The organism is Streptomyces galbus (genome assembly GCF_005280195.1).
Classification (GTDB): domain Bacteria; phylum Actinomycetota; class Actinomycetes; order Streptomycetales; family Streptomycetaceae; genus Streptomyces; species Streptomyces galbus.
On record NZ_SZPR01000019.1, the window covers coordinates 486,476 to 510,218 of the forward strand.

A 23,743-nucleotide genomic window follows, 5' to 3' on the forward strand; every position below is an offset into this window, starting at 1 on the left:
TCGGCCGGTCCCGGCAGGAAGCGAAGACGACAGGTGACAGAAGCGATCCTCCTGGTCGGCGGCAAGGGCACCCGGCTGCGCCCGCTCACGGTGCACACGCCCAAGCCGATGGTGCGGGCGGCCGGGGTGCCGTTCCTCACCCACCAGTTGGCGCGGGCGAGGGCCGCGGGCGTCGACCACATCGTGCTCGCCACGAGCTACCTCGCCGAGGTCTTCGAGCCGTACTTCGGCGACGGCTCCTCGCTGGGCCTGCACCTGGAGTACGTGACCGAGGAGGAGCCCCTCGGCACGGGCGGCGCGATCCGCAACGTCGCCTCCCGCCTGCACTCCGGCCCCGACGACCCGGTCCTGGTCTTCAACGGCGACATCCTGACCGGGCTCGACATCCGCCGCCTGGTGGCCACCCACGAGGAGACCCGGGCGGACGTCTCGCTGCACCTGACCAGGGTGACGGACCCGCGCGCCTACGGCCTGGTCCCCACGGACGAGACCGGCCGGGTGCTGGCGTTCCTGGAGAAGCCGACCACGCCCGAGGAGATCGTCACCGATCAGATCAACGCGGGCGCCTACGTCTTCCGCCGCTCGGTCATCGACACCATCCCGGCCGGCCGGCCCGTCTCCGTCGAACGGGAGACCTTCCCCGGCCTGCTGGCCGCCGGGGCGCACCTGCAGGGCATGGTCGACTCCACCTACTGGCTGGACCTGGGCACCCCGGCCGCGTTCGTGCGCGGCTCGGCCGACTTGGTCCTCGGCCGCGCCCCCTCCCCGGCGGTGCCGGGCCGCTGCGGCGACCGCCTCGTCCTGCCGACGGCCACGGTCGCCGCCGACGCGAAGCTGACCGGCGGCACGGTGGTCGGCGAGGGCGCCTTCGTCGCCGGGGGCGCCCGCGTCTTCGGCTCCACCATCCTGCCCGGCGCGGTGATCGAACCCGGCGCCGTCATCACCGACTCCCTCATCGGCACCCGCGCCCGCGTCGGCGAACGCTCCGTCCTCACCGGCACGGTCATCGGCGACGGCGCGGTCGTCGGCGCGGACAACGAACTGCGCGAGGGCGCGAGGGTGTGGTGCGACGCGAGGATCCCGGCGGGGGCGCTGCGCTTCTCGCCCGACCAGTGATCTCGTGAGCCCGTCCCTCGTCCTCCGGCCGAGGGCACGTCGTCCCAGCCCGTCCGGCGTGTGAGGACGAGGCCCGTTCAGGGCCGAAGGGGGGGTCCGGGGGCACAGCCCCCAGCAGCCGGCCGCGGTCAGGAGTGCCCCCGCCTCACAGCCCCCGGATGTCGCCGACAGGCATCCGCGGAGCCCGCCGCGCCGGCACCACCCCGCTCAACAGGATCAGCCGCGCGGCCCGGTGCCGCTGCCCGGCGTACGGCTCCAGCAACCGCAGCATCAGCGCGTCGTCCGCGTGCCGGTCCCCGGCCAGCGCCCACCCCACGATCCCCGGCAGGTGCAGGTCGCCGGTCGTCACCTCGTCCGCCGCCCCGTGGCTGCGCTGCACCGCCTCCGCCGACGTCCACGGCCCGATCCCCGGCACCACTTCCAGCCGCGCGCGAGCCTCCCGCGGCTCCATCCCGGTCGCCTCCTCCAGCCGCGCGGCGACCCGCACGGCCCGCAGGATCGTCGAGGCGCGCTTGTTGTCGACGCCGGCCCGGTGCCACTCCCACGACGGGATCAGCGCCCAGGTCCGCGGCGCGGGCATCACCCACAGCCGCCCCCCGGCCGCGGGCCCCGGCGCCGGCTCCCCGAACTTGCGCACGAGCAGCCGCCACGCCCGGTACGCCTCGTCGGTCGTCACCTTCTGTTCGAGGACCGACGGGATCAACGACTCCAGCACCAGCCCGGTCCGCGTGAGCCGCAGCCCCGGCCGGCGGTGCCGCGCGTGGGCCAGCAGCCGGTGCCGGGGCACGAACGCGGACGGGTCGTCGGCCGCCCCCACCATCTCCGGCAGCCGGTCGAGCAGCCACTCGGCTCCCGGCCCCCACGCCTCGCCGCGCACCGCACCGCCGTGCGCCGACACCCGCAGCGTCCCGGGGCCGGCCGGGGTGAGGCTGGCCCGCCACACGGACCCGTCGGGCATCGCGCGGAACGTCGGGTCGGCGGGGCCCCGCCGCAGCGGCCCGAGCACCAGCCCGAGGTCGAGGGGCCCGTCGGGGACGTACGTCCGCACCCGCCCGGCGGCCGGCGCGGCCGGCGCCGGGCGCGCCGCGGGCACCACGACCTCGCCGCCGCGCGCGGTGGTGCGCGTCGGCCGCGGAGCGAAACGTCCAGCCACGAATGAGGTCCCTAGGAGAACGAGGAAGGCAACCCCACGAGCGTAAGCGCACCCACGCCAGGAACCACCCCTCGCGTGTCGCCCGTCTCACCGGACCTCGATGAACGCCTCCGCGTCCCGCTCGGCCCGCGGCCGCGGTTCCTCCGCCGGGTGCCCGACGGCCACCGCCCCCATCGGGTCCCAGTCGCCCGGCAGCCCCAGCACGTCCCGTACGACGTCCCGGCAGAACATCGTGGACGACACCCACGCCGAGCCCAGCCGTTCCCCGGCCAGCGCCACGAGGAGGTTCTGCACGCCGGCCCCGGCGGCCACCACGAACATCTCCCGCTCGGCCGTGTCCCGCCGGGCGTCGCCGTAGGTGTGCGAGCCGTCCATGACCAGGCAGGGCACCACCAGGTAGGGCGCGTTGCGCAGGACGTCCCCGCGCCGCACCCGCTTGCCGATCGACTCCTCGCTCCTGCCGTCCCGGCGCAGGTCCGCGATCCACGCGTCGCGCATCGCGTCCAGCAGCCGGGTGCGGGACTCCTCGGACTCCAGCAGCACGAACCGCCACGGCGTCGTGTGGTGCGGGGCCGGCGCCGTCACGGCCGCCGCCACCGCGCGCCGGACCGCACCGGGGTCGACGGGCTGGTCGGTGAAGGCGCGCACCGTGCGCCGCTGGGTGACCGCCAGCCGCACGGCCTCGGAGGTGCCCAGCCGGAACATGTCGTCCCGCGCCCCGCGCACCATGGCCCGGGCGCCCTCGTCGTCCCCGTCGGTGCCGTCGTCGCCTTCCTGGCCGCCCGGCCTGACGACGTGCGCCAGCCCGCGGACCACGGCCACCGGCCGTCCCGCGGCCTTGCCCTTGACCAGGTCGCCGGCGGCGGCCAGCTCGTCCGCCGTCGCCACGACCGTGGCGCTGAGCGGGTTGCCGTAGGCGTCCGTGCCGCCCCGCAGGTCGTCCAGCACGCGGACGCCGGCGGCGCCGATCGCGACGTCCGTGAGCCCCGAGCGCCAGGGCCGCCCGAAGGTGTCGGTGACGATGACGCCGACGTCGACACCGAGGGCGTCCCGCAGGCCCCGGCGGACGGCCCGGGCGGAGGCGTCGGGGTCCTCGGGCAGCAGCAGGACGGTGCCCGCGGGCGTGTTGGACGCGTCGACGCCGGCGGCGGCCATGACCAGCCCCTGCCGGTTCTCCACGATCCGCAGCGTCCCGCGCCGGGCCACGACGCGCACGCTCTCCGCGTCGATCGCGGCCTCCCGGTCGGCGGCCTCGACGATCCGCCCCTCGGCCTTGGACACGATCTTCGAGGTGACCAGGACGACGTCCCCGTCGGCGAGCCCCGGCTCCGCCGCGGCGATCAGCTTGGCGAGGTCGTCCCCGGGCCGCACCTCGGGCAGCCCGGCGGGCGCCCAGACCCGGTACTCCTGCGCGACGGGCCCGCTCACGCTCCGCGCACCTCCTCGGCCAGCGCCAGCGCCTCCCGGGCCATCCGCGCGGTCGCCTCGAGGTCCGTCATCATCAGCGGTACGGCCCGGCAGCGGATGCCGGCCGTCTCGACCCGCTCGACCGCGCCCGCGTCGACGGTGTCGACCAGCCAGCCGTCCAGCAGCCCGGAGCCGTAGTGCTCGGCGACCGCCGCGGCCGTGGACTCCACGCCGACGGCGGCGAGCACCTTGTCGGCCATGCCCCGCACGGGCGCGTCCCCGACGATCGGGGACAGGCCGACCACCGGCACGCCCGCGTCGGCGATCGCCTCGCGGATGCCGGGCACGGCGAGGATCGTGCCGACGGACACCACGGGGTTCGACGGCGGGAAGAGCACCACGTCCGCCTCGGCGATCGCCTCCAGTACGCCGGGCGCGGGCTTCGCCTGCTCGGCGCCCACCGGCACGACCGCCTCGGCCGGCACGGACGCGCGCAGCCGCACCCAGTACTCCTGGAAGTGGACGGCCTTGCGCTCCCCGTCCAGCTCGACGGCGACGTGCGTCTCGACGCGGTCGTCGGTCATCGGGATCAGCCGCACGCCCGGCTGCCAGCGGTCGCACAGCGCCTCGGTGACCGCGCTGAGCGGGAACCCGGCGCCGAGCATCTGCGTCCGCACGATGTGCGTGGCGAAGTCCCGGTCGCCGAGGCCGAACCACTCCGGCCCGACGCCGTACGCGGCCAGTTCCTCCTTCAGGTGGAAGGTCTCGTCCGCCCGCCCCCAGCCCTGCTCCTCGTTGATGCCGCCGCCGAGCGTGTACATCACCGTGTCGAGGTCCGGGCAGACCTTCAGCCCGAAGAGGTGGATGTCGTCGCCGGTGTTGCCGATGACCGTGATGTCCGCGTCGGGCGCGGCCCGCTTCAGACCACGCAGGAACCGGGCACCACCGATGCCGCCTGCCAGAACCACAATGCGCATGTCCCCAAGTCTTGCAGGCGGGTGGGACACCGCGGGCCGCGGTGACCGGTCCCGGACACCCGTCGGTGGGGGAGCGGCCCTCCGGTGCCGGCCGGCGCGGGCCCCGGGTCAGGCGGTGACCGGACGTGCCTCGCAGCGGGCCTCGGTGTGCATCGGCATCTCCGTCAGCCCCGGGAAGTACACGTGCAGGCTGACGGCCGGCTCCAGCGCGTCGTTGACGACCTCGTGCACGTAGCCCGGCGCGAACACCCGCTGCTCGCCCTCACGCAACGCGCGCGTGCCCCGGCGGGTGTGCTCGGTCAGGGCGCCGGACAACACGGTCAGCACCCCGGACGAGCGGCCGTGGTCGTGCGGCCCGCTGCCCTGGCCGGGCACCCAGGACAGCAGCCACACCTCGTAGCCGGGCCCGGTGCGCAGCCGGTGGTACCAGCGCGTGGTGGCGTCGTAGCGCACCAGGTGCGCCCACTGGGAGCGGTCGTCGGCGATCGAGCGGGCGAGGCCGGCGAACTCGGCGACGGTGGCCGGGTGCTCGCGGGGGGCCTGCAGCAGGTGCGGGACTTCGAGGATGTCGCCGGCGATCTGGAGGTCGCTGTCGCTGTTCATGGGTGCGGTGGTTCCTCGGCGGGGTGGGGGGTCGGCTGGGTGTCGCGGTGCCGTCCGACCGGGTCGCGGGGGACGGGAGGGCCCGGGTGGGGGCGGGGAACAGACAGCCGAGTCGCGGTGGACTCAGGGAGGGTCAGCCGGAGCGCGGTCGGCTCAACAGCTGGAACAGCGACAACAGCTACGGCGAGCGCGGGCAGCACCGTCGGACCCGGCGGAGCGGGTCGAGGTGAGCGCCAAGTTCGCGAGCATGCCCACAAGGACAGCGGTTCACACCCGGAGTGTCAACTCGGCACCCGGAATGTGGGACGGGTTTCACCTCATCCGGTTCATCTGTCAGGTGAAAGGTTTGTTCACCGGGAACCGGGGACACATGCGCCACATGCCGGGCGCAAGCCCCGTGGTGATCCCGTGATCCGACTGTGATCCGGTTCGCTTCGGCGCGCGCGTCGGAACGGGATCGATCCCCAGGACGTCCTCCTCCGTACAGGCTCCACGGGAGCCGAGCCGGGGAGGAGGCCCTCGGGGGTCCCTCTCTGCGTGTCAAGGTTTATGCCGATTTGAACACTTAACGCACGGCCTTGGTTCCGCAGAGTGAATAAGGGGCCCAATAGCAGATCTCGGCTTGACTCGCCCGGAGCAGCACACTTGTAATTTCACTCGTGTCGTTCAGCCGGGATCGGTAACGGCAACGTCACGGGGACGCGAAACGGACGAGGGGCGCACATGACCGAGCTGGTGCAGCAACTGCTGGTCGACGACGCGGACGAGGAACTCGGCTGGCAGGAGCGCGCACTGTGCGCCCAGACCGACCCCGAGTCCTTCTTTCCGGAGAAGGGCGGCTCCACCCGTGAGGCGAAGAAGGTCTGCCTCGCCTGCGAAGTCCGCTCCGAATGCCTCGAGTACGCCCTCGCCAACGACGAACGCTTCGGCATCTGGGGCGGTCTGTCCGAAAGGGAGCGGCGCCGCCTGAAGAAGGCGGCGGTCTGACCCGCGGGTCACCCCGCGCGCGTACCGCGCACATCGAGGGCACTGCCCGCGTCCGCACACCGGTGCGAACGGCCCGTGGCCCGTGGGTTGTCCACAGGCGGCGGGCCGTCGTCATGCCCAGCCGATAGTGTGGGCGCTCGTCCGAGACGCCCCGCCGTGCGCACACGGCACAGGCGTCCACCGCAGTCCATCGAACCGGGGCCCGTACCTCGATGTCCGCGTACAGCCACTCGACGGCGCATCACGGCGCCGCTGCCACGGCGGGATCCGACCCGACCCGCCTGCCGGGAACCGACCCGACCCGTCCCCCCGAGTTCCCGCGTCACGTGGTGACCGCGGTCCTCGTCTCCCACGACGGGGCCCGCTGGCTGCCCGACGCGCTCGCCGGCCTGCTCGGCCAGGAGCGGTCCGTGCAGTCCGTCGTGGCCGCCGACACCGGCAGCGCCGACGACTCCGCGCACCTGGTGACCGAGGCCCTCGGCGCCGACCGGGTGCTCCACCTCGCCCGCCGCACCGGCTTCGGCCAGGCCGTCGAGGAGGCCACCCGCACGGCCCCGGTCCTCACCCCCGACGACCTGCCGTACCTCAAGCGCCCCAGCGGCTGGGACCCCGTCACGCGCACGTGGCGCGACGACGCCTATGACCTGCCCGAACTTCCCTACGGCGAACCGATCCAGTGGCTGTGGCTGCTGCACGACGACTGCGCGCCCGAGCCCGACGCCCTCGCCGAGCTGCTGCGGGTCGTGGAGACCGAACTCGAACTGGGCCGCGACGACGTCGCCGTGGTCGGCCCCAAGCTGCGCGGCTGGTACGACCGCCGCCAGTTGCTGGAGGTCGGCGTCACCATCGCCCCCTCCGGCCGCCGCTGGACCGGCCTGGACCGCCGCGAGCAGGACCAGGGCCAGCACGACCACGTGCGCTCCGTGCTGTCGGTGTCCACCGCGGGCATGCTGATCCGCCGCGACGTCTTCGAACAGCTCGGCGGCTTCGACCGGCGGCTGCCCCTGATGCGCGACGACGTCGACCTGTGCTGGCGCGCGCACGCCGCCGGCCACCGCGTCCTCGTCGCCCCCGAGGCGGTCGTCCGGCACGCCGAGGCCGCCTCCCGCGAGCGCCGCACCGTCGACTGCGCGGGCCGCACCGCCGCCTCCCCGCACAAGGTCGACAAGGCGGGCGCCGTCTACACCCTCCTCGTCAACAGCCGTACGGCGACGCTGCCGTGGGTCCTCGTGCGCGTGGTCGTCGGCACGCTCCTGCGCACCCTCGCCTACCTCGTCGGCAAGGTCCCCGGCCAGGCCCTCGACGAGATCCGCGGCCTGCTGGGCACGCTGCTGCGGCCCGAGCGCATCCTCGCCGGCCGCCAGAGGCGCGGCCGCCCGGCCGTCGACAAGGACGAGCTGCGGCCGCTGTTCCCGCCGCCCGGCGCGACCGTGCGGGCCACCGTCGAACAGGCCGCGGGCGACCTCTTCGGCTCCTCCGACGCCGAGGCGCCCGCGGCCGGCCGGCACGGCGGCGGCCTGGAGTCCGGACCCGGCGGCGACGACGCCGACTTCCTCGAGGTCGAGCAGTTCGCCCGCCTCAAGCGCATCGCCCGCAAGCCCGGTCCGGTGCTCTTCCTGCTCCTGCTGGCGGTCTCCCTGGTCGCCTGCCGCAGCCTCCTCGGCGGCGGCGCGCTCGCCGGCGGCGCCCTGCTGCCCGCCCCGGCCGACGCCTCCGAACTGTGGTCGCGCTACGCGGACGCCTGGCACCCGGTCGGCGCCGGCGGCACCCCGTCCGCGCCGCCCTACCTCGCGGTCATCGCCACCCTGGCCACCCTGCTGTTCGGCTCGACCGGCCTCGCCCTGACGGTCCTGCTGGTCTGCTCGGTGCCGCTGGCCGGGTTCACCGCGTACTTCGCCTCCCGCCCCCTCGTCGAGTCCCGGCTGCTGCGCGCCTGGGCGGCCGTCGTCTACGCGTTCCTGCCCGCCGCCACCGGCGCGCTCGCCGGCGGCCGCGTCGGCACCGCCGTCCTCGCGGTGCTGCTGCCGCTCCTCGCCCGCGCGGGCGTCGCCGCGAGCGGCCTCGCCCACCGCCCGGGCACGCGCGGCAGTTGGCGCGCCACCTGGGCCTACGCGCTGCTGCTGACCGTCACCACCGCGTTCACGCCGATCGTGTGGCCGATCGCGCTGGTCCTCGCCCTCGCCGTGCTGGCCCTGCGCCGCGCCGACCTGCCCGCGTACGGGCTGCGCTTCCTCGCCCAGCTCGGCACCCCCCTGCTGGTCCTGGCGCCCTGGTCGCTGTCCCTGCTGCCGTTCGGCTTCTTCACCCAGGCCGGCCTCGACTACGGCGCCTCCTCGGCCTCCGCGCTCGACCTGCTCGGCGCCAGCCCCGGCGGCCCCGGCACGGTGCACGGGCTGATGCTGATCGGCATCGTCCTCGCCGCGCTGGCCGCCCTGCTGCGCGCCGAGCGCCACCGCAGCGTCCTCACCGCCTGGGCGGTGGCCCTGGTCGGCCTGGTCTTCGCGGTCCTGTCCAACGCCTCCACCTGGGCCGGCCCCGCCACCCTCGTCTACGGCATCGCCCTGCTCGTCGCCGCCGCGCTCGGCGCCGACGGAGCACGCGCGCGGGTCGCCGAGCAGAGCTTCGGCTGGCGCCAGCCGGTCGCCGCGCTGATCGCCTTCGCCTCGGCCGCGGGCCCGCTGCTCGTCGCCGCCGGCTGGATGATCGGCGGCGCCGACGGGCCGCTGGAGCGCCGCAACCCCGTGCAGGTGCCCGCGTTCGTCGCCGAGGAGGCGGGCACCCGCGACCAGGCCCGCACCCTCGTCCTCGACAGCGACTCCGCCGCCCACGTCGACTACATGCTGGTGCGCGGCTCCGGCGCCCGCCTCGGCGACGCCGAACTGGCCGCCGCCGACGGGGAGAACGCCCGGCTCGACAAGGTCGTCGCCAGCCTGGTCGCGGGCTCCGGCGCCGACCAGGCCGACGAACTCGGCAAGTTCGCCGTGGCGTACGTCCTCGTCCACAAGGGCGCCCCGCGCGAGGTCACGCGCGTGCTGGACGCCACCCCGGGCCTGAAGCGGCTCAGCCAGAAGGACGGCAGCGCGCTGTGGGCGGTGGACCGCGAGGTCTCCCGCGCGGCGATCGTCACCCCCTCCGGCTCCGGCACCCCGGTCCCGGTCGCCGCCGGCCCCGTCGAGCTGCACACCACGGTCCCCGCGGGCGCCGACGGCCGGATCCTGCGCCTGGCCGACTCCGCCGCCGACGGCTGGACGGCCACCCTCGACGGCAAGCCGCTGGAGCGCACCACCGTCGACGGCTGGGCCCAGGGCTTCGCACTGCCCTCCTCCGGCGGCAAGCTGGACGTCACCTACGACGACCCGTTCACCCACACCCTGTGGCTGTGGGCGCAGGGCCTCCTCGCCCTCGTCCTCGTGGTGCTCGCCCTGCCGGGCCGCCGCCGCGACGTCGACGACGACCTCCCCGAGGAGGAGCCGGTCCCGGCCCAGGCCGTCGCCGGCGAGGGCCGCCGCGCCCGCCGCCTGCGCGACCGCGCCGAGGCCGCCGAAGCCGCCGGGACGGGCGCCCAGGACGACGGCGCCGCGTCCCCCGAGGCGCCGCAGCCTCCGGCCGCCGTGCCGCAGCAGCGGCCGTACGACGAGTGGGACCCGGCGACGTACGCCGGCGCCGGCCACGGCGGTCACCCGGACGGCGCCTACCAGGGCGCCCCGCAATACCCGGCGGGCGGCTACGACCAGCAGACGTACGACCCCTACCAGGCCGGCCCCTACGACCCGTACGGCTACGACGGCCAGGCACAGCAGGCGCCGTACGACCCGACGACGTACCCGCAGCAGTCCTACGACCCGGCGTACGGCCAGGGCTACGACCCCGCGTACGACCCGGCACGGCAGCACCCCCACGGCAGTGAGCGCCCCGACGGGAGCCAGCAGTGAACCGCACGACCCTGTCCCTGATCGCCGGCGTGGCCGCGCTCGCCGCCGTCACCGGCTTCGCCACGCTCGACGCGCCCGACACCTCCGGCGCGGACACCGCCAGGGCGGCCGCCCAACTGCCCGTGGAGCGCACCGGCCTGGTCTGTCCGGCGCCCAGCACCTCCGACCTCGCGGAGACCGCGTACACGTCGTTCACGCCCGTGACCAAGGGCGCCGCCGCCAAGGGCAGCGCCCAACTGACGGCCGCCACCGAGGAGTCCGCGGACGCAGCGGGCACAACGGACGGCAAAGCTGACGGCAAGACCGACAGCAAGACCGACGGCAAGAGCGGCGGGAAGAGCAAGGCGAAGGGCGGGAAGTCGGCGGCGAAGCCCGTCCTCGCCCCGAAGGCGCCCGGCACCCCGGCCACCGGCAGCACCAGCGGCGGCACCACGCCCGCGTACCTGGGCACGGCCGAGGGCTCGTACGCCTCCGGCTGGACGGTCCAGGAGACCACCGAGGTCGCCGCCGGCACCGGACGCGGCCTGCTCGGCGTCAACTGCACCGCGCCCGACACCGAGTTCTGGTTCCCGGGCGCCAGCACGGCCGCCGACCGCACGGACTACGTGCACCTGACCAACCCCGACGACTCGGCCGCCGTCGTCGACATCGAGCTCTACGGCCCCGACGGCTCCCTGCAGACCACCGTCGGCGAGGGCATCACGGTCCCGCCGCACGCGAGCGACCCGATCCTGCTGTCCACGCTGACCGCCGAGAAGCAGGACGCGGTGACCGTCCACGTCAACGTCCGCAGCGGGCGGGTGGGGGCCGCCGTCCAGGCCCTGGACGACAAGCTGGGCGGCGACTGGCTGGCCCCGGCCGGCGACCCGGCGGGCACCCTGGTGATCCCGGGCATCCCCAAGGACGCCGCGTCCGTACGGCTGGTCGCCTTCGCGCCGGGCGACGCCGACGCCGACCTGAAGGTCCGGCTCGCCGCCTCCTCGGGGCTGATCACCCCGGCCGGCCACGAGACGCTGCACGTCAAGGGCGGCATGTCGGCCTCGGTCGACCTGGGCGACGTCACGCGCGGCGAGGCCGGCTCCCTGGTGCTGACGCCGACGGACGGTGCGGTGCCGGTCGTCGCCGCCGTCCGGGTCGTGCGCGGCAAGGGCGAGGACCAGGAGTCGGCGTTCATCCCGGCCACGGCCGCCGTCGGCACGCGCGCGTCGGTCGCCGACAACCGGGCCAAGGCCGCCACGCTGTCGCTGACGGCGCCCACGGGCACCGCCCAGGTCAAGGTCACGTCGTCGGCGGGCAGCGAGGGCGGCGCGACCGCGTCCCAGACGTACACGGTCAAGGCCGGCACGACCCAGGACGTGGTGCCGCCCGCGCCGCAGGGGCTGAAAGGCACGTACGCGATCACGGTGGAGCACGTGTCCGGGGCACCGGTGTACGCGGCGCGGACGCTGCTGTCCACCGACAAGGACACCCCCGGCTTCACGATCCAGACGCTCCCCTACGACCGGGGGACGGTGTCGGTGCCGAAGGCGGACGAGAACCTCGACGTGCTGCAGCGGTAAGGCGCGTACGGCGGGCCGGCGGAAGGGCCGCGGACGTCGGCCCGGTCAGTCCTCGCCGTACCGCGGATCGACCGTCTCCGGTGTCAGCCCCAGCAGTTCGGCGACCTGCTCCACGACGACCTCGTGCACCAGCGCGGCCCGTTCGTCCCGTCCCTTGGTGCGGATCTCGACGGGCCGCCGGTACACGACCACCCGGGCCCGGCGCCCGTCGCGGGCCGTGATCGTCCCGCCGAGCGGCACGGCCTCGTCGTTCCACGGGACGCCCGCCCCGTCCAGCCGGGGCACCTCGAGCACCATGAAGTCGATCTCGGCGAGCTGCGGCCACCGCCGCTCCAGCCGCTCCACCGAGTCCTGCACCAGGTCCGCGAACGCGTCGGCACGGCTGGCCGCCAGCGGCACCTGCGGCGGCGCGATCGGCCCGCGCATGCCCCGTCCGTGGCGATCACGTCGGCGGGGCCCGGGGCCTGCGGCACGGGGCGGTACGGGGTTGTCCATCACTACCGAAGCGTAGCCGTCGCCGCCTGCCGGCGCCCGACCCCGACGCGGAGGACCGGACACCGTCCGATCCCGCCCACGGTGTGTCGCCCGATGACCATTCCAGCCAAGGTTGGGCTCGATTCCGTATCTCTGCGGGACCGTGGAACTCGTGGCAATTGATGGCCTTTGCACCGATCGGTGCCCGGCCGGATCGTTCCCCTCCGCCGTCAGGGCTGGTGTTCACCCAGGTCAGAGAGGTATGACAGGAGTGATCTGTGGGGCGTTTCACAACACGACACGGTGGAGTGACCTGGTGGAGAGTCGTCGCGGCCCGCTCAAGAGTGCGGTACCGTCCAACGTCGTGAGCCCTGTACGTCGCTGTTCGCGCACCGCTTGCGGCCGACCCGCCGTCGCGACGCTGACGTACGTCTACGCCGACTCGACCGCGGTCCTCGGCCCGCTCGCCACCTACGCCGAACCCCACTGCTACGACCTGTGCGCCGAGCACTCCGAGCGCCTGACCGCCCCGCGCGGCTGGGAGGTCGTCCGCCTGCTCGACGGTTCGGCCCCCGCCCGGCCCAGCGGCGACGACCTGGAAGCGCTCGCCAACGCGGTGCGCGAGGCGGCCCGCCCCCAGGAGCGGGCGGCCGGCGGCGGTTCCCGCGGGGCCGACCCGATGGAGGTCGCCCGCCGCGGCCACCTGCGGGTGCTGCGCTCACCGGACAACTGACCCGGCCAACCGGGTTCCGCCGCACGCCAGTCGGGCTCCCTGCGCCGTTCCTGCGACTCGGCCGGTCCGTGCCGCGTCCCTCTCCGGGGTGATGGCGCCGCCCTCCAGGGTGCATCTCCGCCGCGCCCGTTGACGTCCCCGTGCCTGTAGTTTGTGGCGACCGAGTGGACTCGAGGAAGGGTGACCGTGGTTGCTGATCTGTCGCAGATCGTGAAGGCGTACGACGTGCGCGGCGTGGTCCCGGACCAGTGGGACGAGTCGCTGGCCGAACTGTTCGGCGCCGCCTTCGCCCAGGTGACCGGCGCCCGCGCGATCGTCGTCGGCCACGACATGCGGCCCTCCTCGCCCGGCCTGGCCGCCGCCTTCGCCCGCGGTGCCGCCGCCCGCGGCGTCGACGTCACCGGCATCGGCCTGTGCTCCACGGACCAGCTCTACTACGCCTCCGGCGCACTGGACGTGCCGGGCGCCATGTTCACCGCCTCGCACAACCCGGCCCAGTACAACGGCATCAAGCTGTGCCGCGCGGGGGCGGCGCCCGTCGGCCAGGACACCGGCCTCGCGGAGATCCGCGCCCTGGTCGAACGGTGGAGCACCACGGGCGCACCCGAGCCGTCCGGGCGGCCGGGAACCCTCACCCGGCGCGAGACGTTGGAGGACTACGCGGCACACCTGCGCTCCCTCGTCGACCTGAGCGCGGTCCGCCCCCTGAAGGTCGTCGTCGACGCGGGCAACGGCATGGGCGGCCACACCGTCCCGACCGTCTTCGCCGGCCTGCCGCTGACGCTGGTCCCGATGTACTTCGAGCTGGACGGCACCTTCCCGAACCACGAGGCCAACCCGCTGGACCCCGCCAACCTCGTCGACCTGCAGAAGCGGGTCCCCATGGAGGGCGCCGACCTCGGCCTCGCCTTCGACGGCGACGCCGACCGCTGCTTCGTCGTCGACGAACACGGCGACCCGGTCTCGCCGTCCGCGATCACCGCCCTGGTGGCCGCGCGCGAGCTGGCCCGCAACGGCGGCACGGGCACGGTCATCCACAACCTGATCACGTCCTGGACGGTCCCCGAGGTCGTGGAGGAGAACGGCGGCACCCCCGTGCGCACCCGCGTCGGCCACTCCTTCATCAAGGCCGAGATGGCCCGCAGCGGCGCCATCTTCGGCGGCGAGCACTCGGCCCACTACTACTTCAAGGACTTCTGGAACGCCGACACGGGCATGCTGGCCGCCCTGCACGTCCTCGCGGCCCTCGGCGGCCAGGACGGCCCCCTGTCCGCGCTGGTCGCCCAGTACGACCGCTACGCGGGCTCCGGCGAGATCAACTCCACGGTCGACGACCAGGCGGGGCGCATCGCCGCCCTCAAGGCGGCCTACGGCGACCGCGAGGACGTCACCCTCGACGAACTCGACGGCCTCACCGTGTCCGCGGCCGACTGGTGGTTCAACGTCCGCCCGTCCAACACCGAGCCGTTGCTGCGGCTCAACGCGGAGGCGCGCGACGAGGCCACGATGGCCACGGTGCGCGACGAGGTGCTGGCCGTCATCCGCGCCTGACGGCCGAGCCGGAGCGGGGGTGCGGCCCGGGCGGCGGCCGAGGTGGCCGTCACCCCGCGTCGGCCGTTCCACCGGCGGTACGCTGACCAGGCACATCCGCACACGCCCGCACAGCGCGGCACACCCGTGCGGCGCAGCGCCCGTACGACCAGCACCATTCGTCTCGAAGGGACAGCCCCATGCCGCTCGAAGCCGGCCTTCTGGAGATCCTCGCCTGCCCGGCCTGCCACGCGCCCCTCAAGGAGCAGGACGCCGAGCTGGTCTGCACCGGACAGGACTGCGGCCTGGCGTACCCGGTGCGCGACGGCATCCCCGTCCTCCTCGTGGACGAGGCCCGCCGCCCCGAGTGACCCCGCGCGGCCGCGCCGGGAAGCCTCCCGAGCCGTACGGCCCCGAGGCGCCTGTGCTCGACGGGCGTCCGGCACAGCCGCCGGCGTACCCCCGCGGATCCGCGTCCCCCACGCCACCCGGCGCCCGCACCCCCGACGACCACCGGCGATCGGAGACCTGACGCCATGCTCGACGAATCGCTGCTCGACACGCCGGAGGCCCTGGCCGAGGCCGACCGTCGGGCCCTGCTGCGCGGTGCGGCCGAGGCCGGTGCCCGGGTGCGCACCGCGGCCCGGCACGCCGCCGAGGCCGGGGTGGGGCAGTTGAAGCCGGACGGCCGCCCCCGCGCCGTCCTCATCGCCGGCCCCGGCGCCGCCGCCACCTGCGCCGCCGACCTGCTCGGCACCCTCGCCGGCGCCGCCTGCCCGGTCACCCGCCTCGCCCCCACCGGCGTGGCCCCCGCCGCGGGCGCCCTGCGCTGGGACCTCCCCGGCTGGGCCGGATCGCTGGACCTGCTGCTCATCGCCACCCCGGACGGCAGCGAACCCGGCCTCTCCCTCCTCGCCGAACAGGCCTACCGCCGCGGCTGCACGGTCGTCGCCGTCGCCCCCGCCGGCGCCCCGCTGACCGAGGCGTCCGGAGTCGCGCACGGCCTGTTCGTGCCCATGGCGACCGCACCGTACGAACAGGACGAGGTGCCGCCGGCCGCGGCCTCCGCCCCCGGCGTCCTGTGGGCCCTGCTCACCCCGCTGCTGGCGCTCCTGGACCGCATCGCGCTGCTCTCCGCGCCCGCCGACGCGCTGGAGAAGGTCGCCGACCGCCTCGACCGCGTCGCCGAACGCTGCGGCCCCGCCGTCGCGACCTACAGCAACCCCGCCAAGACGCTCGCTACGGAACTCGCCGACACGCTGCCCGTCGTCTGGACCGAGGGGGTCTCCGCCGGACCCGCCGGCCGCCGCTTCGCCGCCGCCCTCGCCGAGCTGTCCGGCCGCCCCGCGCTCGTCGCCGAGCTGCCCGAGGCGCTCGCCGAGCACAGCGCGCTCCTCGCCGGCCCGCTCGCCGCCGGTGCCGACCCCGACGACTTCTTCCGCGACCGCGTGGAGGAGCCGCCCGCCCTGCACGCCCGCGTGGTGCTGCTCCGCGACCGCCCCATCGGCGGCCTCACCGCCGCCCCCGCCGCCCGTGACCTGGCCCTCGGCAACGACACGCCGATCAGCGAACTCGAACCCGAACCCGGCGACGAACTCGAGACGCTGGCCGAGCTGATCGCCGTCACCGATTTCGCCGCCGTTTACCTGGCGCTCGCCTCCGGCGCCTGATCCTTGGTCCGCCCCCCGCACGACGACAGCCCGCAAGGAACGGTATGGACCGCCTCGACAACACCGTCCGCCCCTACGCCTGGGGTTCGACAACCGCGATCCCCCAGCTCCTCGGCGTCGAGCCGACCGGCGAACCGCAGGCCGAGATGTGGATGGGCGCCCACCCCGGCGCCCCCTCCGGCACCGGCCGCGGCCCCCTCGACCAGGTGATCGACGCCGACCCGGAACGCGAGCTCGGCGCCGAGGCCGTCGCGAAGTTCGGCCCGCGCCTGCCGTTCCTGCTGAAGCTGCTCGCCGCCGGCGCCCCGCTCTCCCTGCAGGTGCACCCCGACCTCGACCAGGCCCGGCAGGGCTACGAGGACGAGGAGCGCCGCGGTATCCCCGTCGACGCCCCGCACCGCAACTACAAGGACGCCAACCACAAGCCCGAACTGGTCTGCGCGCTCACCGAGTTCGACGGCCTGTGCGGCTTCCGTGACCCGGCCCACGCCGCCGACCTGCTGGAGGGCCTCGGCGTCGACTCCCTCACGCCGTACGTCGACGTGCTGCGCGCCCACCCCGAGGACGCCGCCCTGCGCGAGGTCCTCACCGCCGTGCTGAGCGCCGACCGCGCCGAGATGGCCCACACCGTCGACCGGGCCGCGGCCGCCTGCGACCGCCTCGGCGGCGACTACGCCCCCTACGCCGGCATCGCCCACCACTACCCCGGTGACCCCGGCGTCCTCGCCGCGATGCTCCTGAACCACGTCCGGCTCCAGCCCGGCGAGGCCCTGTTCCTCGGCGCGGGCATCCCGCACGCGTACCTCAGCGGACTCGGCGTCGAGATCATGGCCAACTCCGACAACGTGCTGCGCTGCGGCCTGACCCCCAAGCACGTCGACGTCCCCGAACTCCTGCGCGTGGTCCGCTTCGAGCCCCGCGACCCGGGCGTGCTGCGCCCCGAGGCCGCCCCCGACGGCGAAGAGGTCTACGAGACGCCCATCGACGAGTTCCGCCTGTCGCGGTACGTCCTGCCCCGCGGCGCCGCCGCCCACGACCTGACCCGCGCCACCCCGCAGATCCTGCTGTGCACCGCGGGCACGGTCCGGGTGGGCGAGGAGGAGCTGACGGCCGGGCAGTCGGTGTTCGTCGCCGCGGGCGAGAAGACCGAGGCGTCCGGCGCGGGCACCCTGTTCCGCGCCACGGTGATCGCCTGACCCAAATAACAGGATCGTACGACCGCGTCTGTGGATACCTGAGAAGCCAGTGACGATCCGGGCTGCAAGAATGGCCCACCGGCAAAGAGCGGGCAAAGGCCCGACCGGGCGTAGCGGACGACGGCGAAGGGACAACGCGGACACATGAGCGCGTCAGGCGGCACCAGGGCGATCGTGGCGGCACTCGGAGCCAACCTCGCGATCGCGGCATCGAAGTTCGTGGCGTTCGCGTTCAGCGGCTCGTCGTCGATGCTCGCCGAGGGCGTGCACTCCCTCGCCGACTCCGGCAACCAGTTCCTGCTGCTGGTCGGCGGCAAGAAGGCACAGCGCGAGGCCACCCCGCAACACCCGTTCGGCTACGGCCGCGAGCGCTACATCTACGCCTTCCTCGTCTCCATCGTCCTCTTCTCCGTCGGCGGCATGTTCGCCATCTACGAGGGCTACGAGAAGATCCGCCACCCGCACGAACTGGAGCACTGGTACTGGCCGGTGGGCGTGCTCGTCTTCGCGATCCTCGCCGAGGGCTACTCGTTCCGCACGGCCATCAAGGAGTCCAACGAACTGCGCGGCAAGCTCAGTTGGGCCCAGTTCATCCGCCGCGCCAAGGCCCCCGAGCTGCCCGTCGTCCTCCTGGAGGACTTCGGCGCCCTCATCGGCCTGGTCCTCGCCCTCGGCGGCGTCGGCCTCGCCCTGCTGACCGGCGACGGCGTCTGGGACGGCATCGGCACCGTCCTGATCGGTGTCCTCCTCGTCAGCATCGCGCTCGTCCTGGCCGCCGAGACCAAGTCCCTGCTCCTCGGCGAGTCCGCCGGCCTGCCGGAGGTCCGCAAGATCGAGGCCGCCGTCGTCGACGGCCACACCGTCACCGGCATCATCCACATGCGCACCCTGCACCTCGGCCCCGAGGAACTCCTCGTCGCCGCGAAGATCGCCGTCCAGCACGACGACACCGCCGGCGAGGTCGCCGCCGCCATCAACGCCGCCGAGGCCCGCATCCGCGAAGCCGTCCCCATCGCCCGCGTCATCTACCTGGAACCGGACATCTACAGCGAGACCGAAGCCGCCCGCGGCGCCGACCCGGAAGCCACCCCCGGCGGCCCCGCACCCCACCCGGCCGGTCACTGACCGTCACGGTGCCCCCTGACCTCCCGCCACGGGAGAGCACGCGAACGGCTCGATCCGAGCGCAGGCGGACTGGGGGCCGCCGCCGTCCGCGGTGTAGCTTGGAACGGAGCCAGACGTCGCTGCTGATGGCGGTCGGGCGGTCCCGACACGGACCGACCGAGGGAGAGAGGGCCTCCGACGGACTGCGCTGCGCGTACGCGGGCATGCCTGTGCCCTCCTTCGGGCACCCCGGTGTCCGCCGCCGCGCAGACCAGCCGTACCCAGACCTCGACCCAACCCCGAGGAGCAGCTCGCAATGACGACTGTCGACAACCGACAGGACTTCAAGGTCGCCGATCTCTCCCTGGCCGAGTTCGGCCGCAAGGAGATCACCCTCGCCGAGCACGAGATGCCCGGCCTGATGGCGATCCGCAAGGAGTACGCCGAGGCCCGGCCGCTGGCCGGCGCCCGGGTCACCGGCTCCCTGCACATGACGGTGCAGACCGCCGTCCTCATCGAGACCCTGGTCGCCCTCGGCGCCGAGGTCCGCTGGGCGTCCTGCAACATCTTCTCCACCCAGGACCATGCGGCCGCCGCCATCGCCGTCGGCCCGAACGGCACGCCCGACAACCCGCAGGGCATCCCCGTCTTCGCCTGGAAGGGCGAGACCCTCGAAGAGTACTGGTGGTGCACCGAGCAGGCCCTGACCTGGCCGGACAGCCCCACCGGCGGCCCCAACATGATCCTCGACGACGGCGGCGACGCCACCCTGCTCGTCCACAAGGGCGTCGAGTACGAGAAGGACGGCAAGGTCCCCTCGCCCGACACCGCCGAGTCCGACGAGCACCGGGTCATCCTGGAGCTCCTGACCCGCACGGTCGCGGAGTCCCCCCAGAAGTGGACCCAGCTGGCCTCCGAGATCCGCGGCGTCACCGAGGAGACCACGACCGGCGTGCACCGCCTGTACGAGATGCAGCGGGACGGGGTGCTGCTGTTCCCGGCGATCAACGTCAACGACGCAGTGACGAAGTCGAAGTTCGACAACAAGTACGGCTGCCGGCACTCGCTGATCGACGGCATCAACCGCGCCACGGACACGCTGATCGGCGGCAAGACGGCCGTGGTCTGCGGCTACGGCGACGTCGGCAAGGGCTGCGCGGAGTCCCTGCGCGGCCAGGGCGCCCGGGTGATCATCACTGAGATCGACCCGATCTGCGCGCTGCAGGCGGCGATGGACGGCTACCAGGTCACCACGCTCGAGGACGTCGTGGAGACGGCCGACATCTTCATCACCACCACGGGCAACAAGGACATCATCCTGGCCTCGGACATGGCACGGATGAAGCACCAGGCGATCGTGGGCAACATCGGCCACTTCGACAACGAGATTGACATGGCGGGCCTGGCCAAGATCCCCGGCATCGTCAAGGACGAGGTCAAGCCGCAGGTCCACACCTGGACGTTCCCCGACGGCAAGAAGATCATCGTGCTGTCCGAGGGCCGTCTGCTGAACCTGGGCAATGCCACCGGCCACCCCTCGTTCGTGATGTCCAACTCCTTCGCCGACCAGACGCTGGCGCAGATCGAGCTGTTCACCAAGCCGGACGAGTACCCGGTGGGTGTGTACACGCTGCCCAAGCACCTGGACGAGAAGGTCGCCCGCCTGCACCTGGACGCCCTCGGCGTCAAGCTCACGACCCTGCGCCCGGAGCAGGCCGCCTACATCGGCGTCGAGGTCGAGGGCCCGTACAAGTCGGACCACTACCGCTACTGAGCCGGTGACCCGGCCGCCGGCCGCGCGACCCCGCGCACCGGCGACCGCCACGGCCGTCCGCCGGCCGAACCTCCGAGGCAGGCCCCCGCACCCCCGTGTCGGGGGCCTGCCCCGTCGGCCCTCCCGGCCGGGCCACCGCCACGGCGCCCGGCCAGCCCGTCACGACCCAGGACCCCCATGCCCCGCGGCCGGTATTCGCTCCACGACCCGCACGACCACACCCCCCTCGCCGAAGAACACTTCCAGTGCGCCCCCGGCCCCTCCGGCTGGCGCTACGTCGCCCGGCGGACGACCCCCACCGGCGATCACACCGGCTCGGTCGACCTCACCCTGGACGACCTCGGCCGCCCCCTCCGCCTCGAACTGCACGCGGGAAGCTGGCAGGTGCGCGGTGCCGCCCTCGACGGCGTCACCTGGGTCCGCACCGACCCCACCGGAACCCATGCCACCGAAGGCACCGTGCGCGCCCACGCCTTCACCGGCACGTCCCCCGCGTTCCTCGTCGCCACGGCTCGTCTCCTGCGCCTCACCCCCTCCTCCGCCGCGACCCGCGTCCGCCTCGTGGCCCTCACGGACCCGGTGCTCGCCCCGCGCACCGTGGACCAGTCCTGGGCCTTGGTCGACAGCGAAGCACACGCCACTGACAACGGCCCCCTGACCGTGGACACCTACCAGGTCACAGCCCTGGACACGGGCGAGCAGCACTCCGTGCACATCGCCGGGGACGTGGTCCTCTCGGCACCCGGCATCGAGCTGGAAGACCTGGAGTCACCGCCCTCGACGTTCGCCTGACCAGGACAGCGCTCCCGGAGGGATCGAGCGGCACCGAGCCGCCTCAGGCGGGCGGGACGAACCCGGTGCCCGGACGCCGGTCGACCGGCCGCTCGCGGGACTCCTCGGCCTGAGGGCCGGGGGAAGGCGCAGCGGGTTCCCCGGCCGCAGGCGCAGCGAACGCGGGCGCGGCCGGCGCAACGCCGGGCGGCGGACCGTACACAGGTGCCGCAGGCGCCGCAGGAGGGACCGGACCGTATGCGGGCCCCGGCGGAGCAGAGGCCGCCGGAGCGGCCCGGCGGACCTCCCGGGCCTGCCGCTCCTGCACCACCGCCGCCAGGTACGCGGCCGGCGGCACACCCGCCGGCGCCGGCGCCCCGGTGCGGGCCGTCAGATCCCCGGCCAGCCGCTCGGCCATGGTCCAGCCGACCTGCGGGTCGAGCTGGTGCATGCGGCCCAGGTACTGGCGTATCGCCAGCCACAACCCCTCCGGCACCGCCGACAGGTCCAGCCCGGAGAACCGCCCGGCCAGCCACGGCGGGGGAGGCGCGACGAAACCCGTCCGCGCCACCGGCACCCGCTCCCGCACCACCAACGTCCCCGCGAACACGTCACCCACCCGACGCCCCCGCGCCGACACCAACGACGCGACGCACGCGATCACCCCGCCCGTCAGCAGGATCTCCACCACCCCGATCGCGCCCCGCACGAGCGCGTGCCGGAACCGGATCGGCCCCCCGTCGTCGCGCACCACCCGCAGACCGCACGCCGCCTTCCCCAGCGAACGCCCGTGGCTCAGCGTCTCCACAGCGATCGGCCCACCCACCAGCACCAGCAGGAACGCGGCGATCGACAACGCGACCTGTGCCGCGTCGTCCAGCGACGCGGTCCCCAGGACCACCCCGACGGACACGCCCACGTAGACCACCACGGCCACCGTCAGATCCAGCAGCGTGGCCAACGCCCTGCTCGGCAGCCTGGCGGGTTGCAACTCCAACGCCACCGCCTCACCGGTCACCAGCTCACTCACGTCCGCCGCCCTTCCCCTGACCTGCCCCGAGACCGGCCAGTCTGCCAAGCTGAGGGCACATCGCGCCGCAGTACGACAAGCTGACATCTGGGCCAGCGGTCCCCGACCCCCGACGACAGCCGACGAACAGCCGAGGAGCAGGCACACCGATGGACCTCGACGTCTTCGTCTCCGCCCACCGGGCCGAGTGGGACCGCCTCGACACCCTGCTGCGCCGCCAGCGCCGCCTCACCGGCCCCGAGGTCGACGAACTCGTCACGCTCTACCAGCGCACCGCCACCCACCTCTCCCTGATCCAGTCCAGCGCACCCGACCCGCAGCTCACCGGCCGGCTCAGCCAGCTCGTCGCACGCGCGCGAAGCGCCGTCACCGGCGCCCGCCGCGCCTCCTGGCGCGACGTGACCCGCTTCCTCACCCACGGGTTCCCCGCCGCCGTCTACCGGTCGCGCCACTGGTGGGTCCCCACCGCGCTGCTGTCGACGGCCCTGGCCGTCCTCCTCGGCTGGTGGATCGGCACCCACCCGGAGGTGCAGACCACCATCGCCACCCCCAGCGACCTGCGCGAACTCACCCGCCCCGGCGGCGAGTACGAGACCTACTACTCCAGCCACCCCGCCGCCGCCTTCGCCGCACAGGTGTGGACGAACAACGCGCAGGCGGCCGCGATGTGCCTCGTCCTGGGTGTCTTCCTCGGCCTGCCCGTCCTGTGGATCCTGTTCCAGAACATGCTCAACCTCGGCATCGGCCTCGGACTCATGTCCTCCGCCGGCCGCCTCGACACGTTCCTCGGCCTGGTCCTGCCGCACGGCCTGCTCGAACTGACCGCGGTGTTCGTCGCCGCCGGCACGGGCCTGCGCCTCGGCTGGACCGTCATCGACCCGGGCCCCCGCACCCGTCGCACCGCCCTGGCCGAAGAGGGCCGCGCCGCGGTCGGCATGGCCATCGGCCTCGCCCTGGTCCTGTTCGTCTCCGGCGCCATCGAAGGCTTCGTCACCCCCTCCGGCCTGCCCACCTGGGCCCGCATCGCGATCGGAGTGACCGCCGAGCTGGCGTTCCTCACCTACGTCTACGTCCTCGGCGGACGGGCCGCACGCACCGGGGAGACGGGTGACGTCGAGGCGGCCGAGCGCAGCGCCACCGTCCCCACGGCCGCCTGATGTGCGATCGCGCCCGCTGAGCTGCTAGTCTCCTCTTCGCCCCGCAGGAGCTGTTGACACGGATCCGGTGGGGAGGTAGATTCGAACAGTTGCCTGGAACTGGATCGCATCCGGTCGGCAGCGGTTAGTATCTACAGGTCTCACGGAACGCAGATTCCAAAGAGACCCCGACAAAATCGGAAAACGGCCGCCGGTCAAACCGGCCCAGAACTTCTGATAAAGTCGGAAACGCCGGAAAGGAAACCGCGAAAGAAAAGCGGTCGACTGGAAAGCACCGAGGAAATCGGATCAGAAAGATCTGATAGAGTCGGAAACGCAAGACCGAAGGGAAGCGCCCGGAGGAAAGCCGCGAGAGAGTCTCTCGGGTGAGTACAAAGGAAGCGACCGTTCCTTGAGAACTCAACAGCGTGCCAAAAATCAACGCCAGATATGTTGATACCCCGCCTCCGGTCATCACGACCGGGACGAGGTTCCTTTGAAGAAAACACAGCGAGGACGCTGAGTGCGAGGGGACTATTCCTCCTCTCGCACCGCTCTCGTGATGTGTACACCGGATTACCGGTAAACATT

Annotated in this window: 19 protein-coding genes; 13 read left to right on the forward strand and 6 right to left on the reverse strand. The window is 73.8% G+C overall.

The window, feature by feature from the left end:
• Window positions 1-33: 33 nt before the first annotated feature.
• Complete coding sequence (manB, locus tag E4U92_RS25495; protein ID WP_137302778.1) at window positions 34-1,116, forward strand: mannose-1-phosphate guanylyltransferase; 1,083 nt, start codon at window positions 34-36, stop codon at window positions 1,114-1,116.
• A gap of 145 nt (window positions 1,117-1,261) precedes the next feature.
• Here the strand turns inward: manB and E4U92_RS25500 are convergent, their stop codons facing one another.
• The 4 genes from E4U92_RS25500 to E4U92_RS25515 form a co-directional block, all read right to left on the reverse strand.
• Window positions 1,262-2,269 (reverse strand): DNA-3-methyladenine glycosylase family protein, encoded by a 1,008-nt coding sequence (locus E4U92_RS25500; protein ID WP_137302779.1) that lies wholly within the window; start codon window positions 2,267-2,269, stop codon window positions 1,262-1,264.
• An 87-nt stretch (window positions 2,270-2,356) separates the two neighbouring features.
• Entirely contained in the window at window positions 2,357-3,697 is a 1,341-nt protein-coding gene (locus E4U92_RS25505; RefSeq protein ID WP_137302780.1) for a coenzyme F420-0:L-glutamate ligase, read from the reverse strand.
• Window positions 3,694-4,653 (reverse strand): 2-phospho-L-lactate transferase, encoded by a 960-nt coding sequence (gene cofD, locus E4U92_RS25510; RefSeq protein WP_137302781.1) that lies wholly within the window; start codon window positions 4,651-4,653, stop codon window positions 3,694-3,696. Before cofD ends, E4U92_RS25505 begins: the two co-directional genes overlap by 4 nt.
• Before the next feature lie 108 nt (window positions 4,654-4,761).
• Window positions 4,762-5,256 carry a cysteine dioxygenase gene (locus E4U92_RS25515; protein ID WP_137302782.1) on the reverse strand — a complete coding sequence of 165 codons (495 nt, stop codon included), beginning with the start codon at window positions 5,254-5,256 and terminating at the stop codon, window positions 4,762-4,764.
• 723 nt (window positions 5,257-5,979) lie between these two features.
• Here E4U92_RS25515 and E4U92_RS25525 point away from each other — a divergent pair.
• From E4U92_RS25525 to E4U92_RS25535, 3 genes are all read left to right on the forward strand, one after another.
• Window positions 5,980-6,243 carry a WhiB family transcriptional regulator gene (locus tag E4U92_RS25525; protein ID WP_003975777.1) on the forward strand — a complete coding sequence of 88 codons (264 nt, stop codon included), beginning with the start codon at window positions 5,980-5,982 and terminating at the stop codon, window positions 6,241-6,243.
• A gap of 212 nt (window positions 6,244-6,455) precedes the next feature.
• The gene (locus tag E4U92_RS25530) at window positions 6,456-10,175 is read left to right on the forward strand and encodes a glycosyltransferase family 2 protein (protein WP_137302784.1); all 3,720 of its coding nucleotides are present in this window, start codon (window positions 6,456-6,458) and stop codon (window positions 10,173-10,175) included.
• The gene (locus E4U92_RS25535; protein WP_137302785.1) at window positions 10,172-11,734 is read left to right on the forward strand and encodes a DUF5719 family protein; all 1,563 of its coding nucleotides are present in this window, start codon (window positions 10,172-10,174) and stop codon (window positions 11,732-11,734) included. The genes E4U92_RS25530 and E4U92_RS25535 overlap by 4 nt, the downstream gene beginning before the upstream one ends.
• Before the next feature lie 45 nt (window positions 11,735-11,779).
• Here E4U92_RS25535 and E4U92_RS25540 read toward each other — a convergent pair whose 3' ends face one another.
• Entirely contained in the window at window positions 11,780-12,229 is a 450-nt protein-coding gene (locus E4U92_RS25540; protein WP_137302786.1) for a metallopeptidase family protein, read from the reverse strand.
• 295 nt (window positions 12,230-12,524) lie between these two features.
• Here E4U92_RS25540 and E4U92_RS25545 point away from each other — a divergent pair, with 295 nt between their 5' ends.
• The 8 genes from E4U92_RS25545 to E4U92_RS25585 all read left to right on the forward strand — a co-directional run bounded on the left by E4U92_RS25545 (window position 12,525) and on the right by E4U92_RS25585 (window position 21,007).
• A complete protein-coding gene (locus tag E4U92_RS25545; RefSeq protein ID WP_079084057.1) occupies window positions 12,525-12,941 on the forward strand; it encodes a DUF3499 domain-containing protein in 417 nt (138 codons plus the stop codon).
• 186 nt (window positions 12,942-13,127) lie between these two features.
• The gene (locus E4U92_RS25550; RefSeq protein ID WP_137302787.1) at window positions 13,128-14,492 is read left to right on the forward strand and encodes a phosphomannomutase/phosphoglucomutase; all 1,365 of its coding nucleotides are present in this window, start codon (window positions 13,128-13,130) and stop codon (window positions 14,490-14,492) included.
• 179 nt (window positions 14,493-14,671) lie between these two features.
• The gene (locus E4U92_RS25555) at window positions 14,672-14,842 is read left to right on the forward strand and encodes a Trm112 family protein (RefSeq protein WP_079084056.1); all 171 of its coding nucleotides are present in this window, start codon (window positions 14,672-14,674) and stop codon (window positions 14,840-14,842) included.
• Window positions 14,843-15,007: 165 nt separating this feature from the next.
• Complete coding sequence (locus E4U92_RS25560; RefSeq protein WP_137302788.1) at window positions 15,008-16,141, forward strand: SIS domain-containing protein; 1,134 nt, start codon at window positions 15,008-15,010, stop codon at window positions 16,139-16,141.
• Window positions 16,142-16,185: 44 nt separating this feature from the next.
• Window positions 16,186-17,337 carry a mannose-6-phosphate isomerase, class I gene (gene manA / locus E4U92_RS25565; RefSeq protein ID WP_137302789.1) on the forward strand — a complete coding sequence of 384 codons (1,152 nt, stop codon included), beginning with the start codon at window positions 16,186-16,188 and terminating at the stop codon, window positions 17,335-17,337.
• A gap of 144 nt (window positions 17,338-17,481) precedes the next feature.
• Entirely contained in the window at window positions 17,482-18,462 is a 981-nt protein-coding gene (locus E4U92_RS25570) for a cation diffusion facilitator family transporter (RefSeq protein WP_137302790.1), read from the forward strand.
• A 295-nt stretch (window positions 18,463-18,757) separates the two neighbouring features.
• Window positions 18,758-20,215: an adenosylhomocysteinase gene (ahcY, locus tag E4U92_RS25580; RefSeq protein ID WP_137302791.1), complete on the forward strand. Its 1,458-nt coding sequence runs from the start codon at window positions 18,758-18,760 to the stop codon at window positions 20,213-20,215.
• Between the two features lie 177 nt (window positions 20,216-20,392).
• Window positions 20,393-21,007, forward strand: coding sequence for a hypothetical protein (locus E4U92_RS25585; protein ID WP_137302792.1), 615 nt, complete (start codon window positions 20,393-20,395; stop codon window positions 21,005-21,007).
• 43 nt (window positions 21,008-21,050) lie between these two features.
• Here the strand turns inward: E4U92_RS25585 and E4U92_RS25590 are convergent, their stop codons facing one another.
• Window positions 21,051-22,016 (reverse strand): RDD family protein, encoded by a 966-nt coding sequence (locus E4U92_RS25590; protein WP_137302793.1) that lies wholly within the window; start codon window positions 22,014-22,016, stop codon window positions 21,051-21,053.
• A gap of 149 nt (window positions 22,017-22,165) precedes the next feature.
• Here E4U92_RS25590 and E4U92_RS25595 point away from each other — a divergent pair, with 149 nt between their 5' ends.
• Window positions 22,166-23,173 (forward strand): stage II sporulation protein M, encoded by a 1,008-nt coding sequence (locus E4U92_RS25595; protein WP_137302794.1) that lies wholly within the window; start codon window positions 22,166-22,168, stop codon window positions 23,171-23,173.
• The last annotated feature ends 570 nt before the right edge of the window (window positions 23,174-23,743 follow it).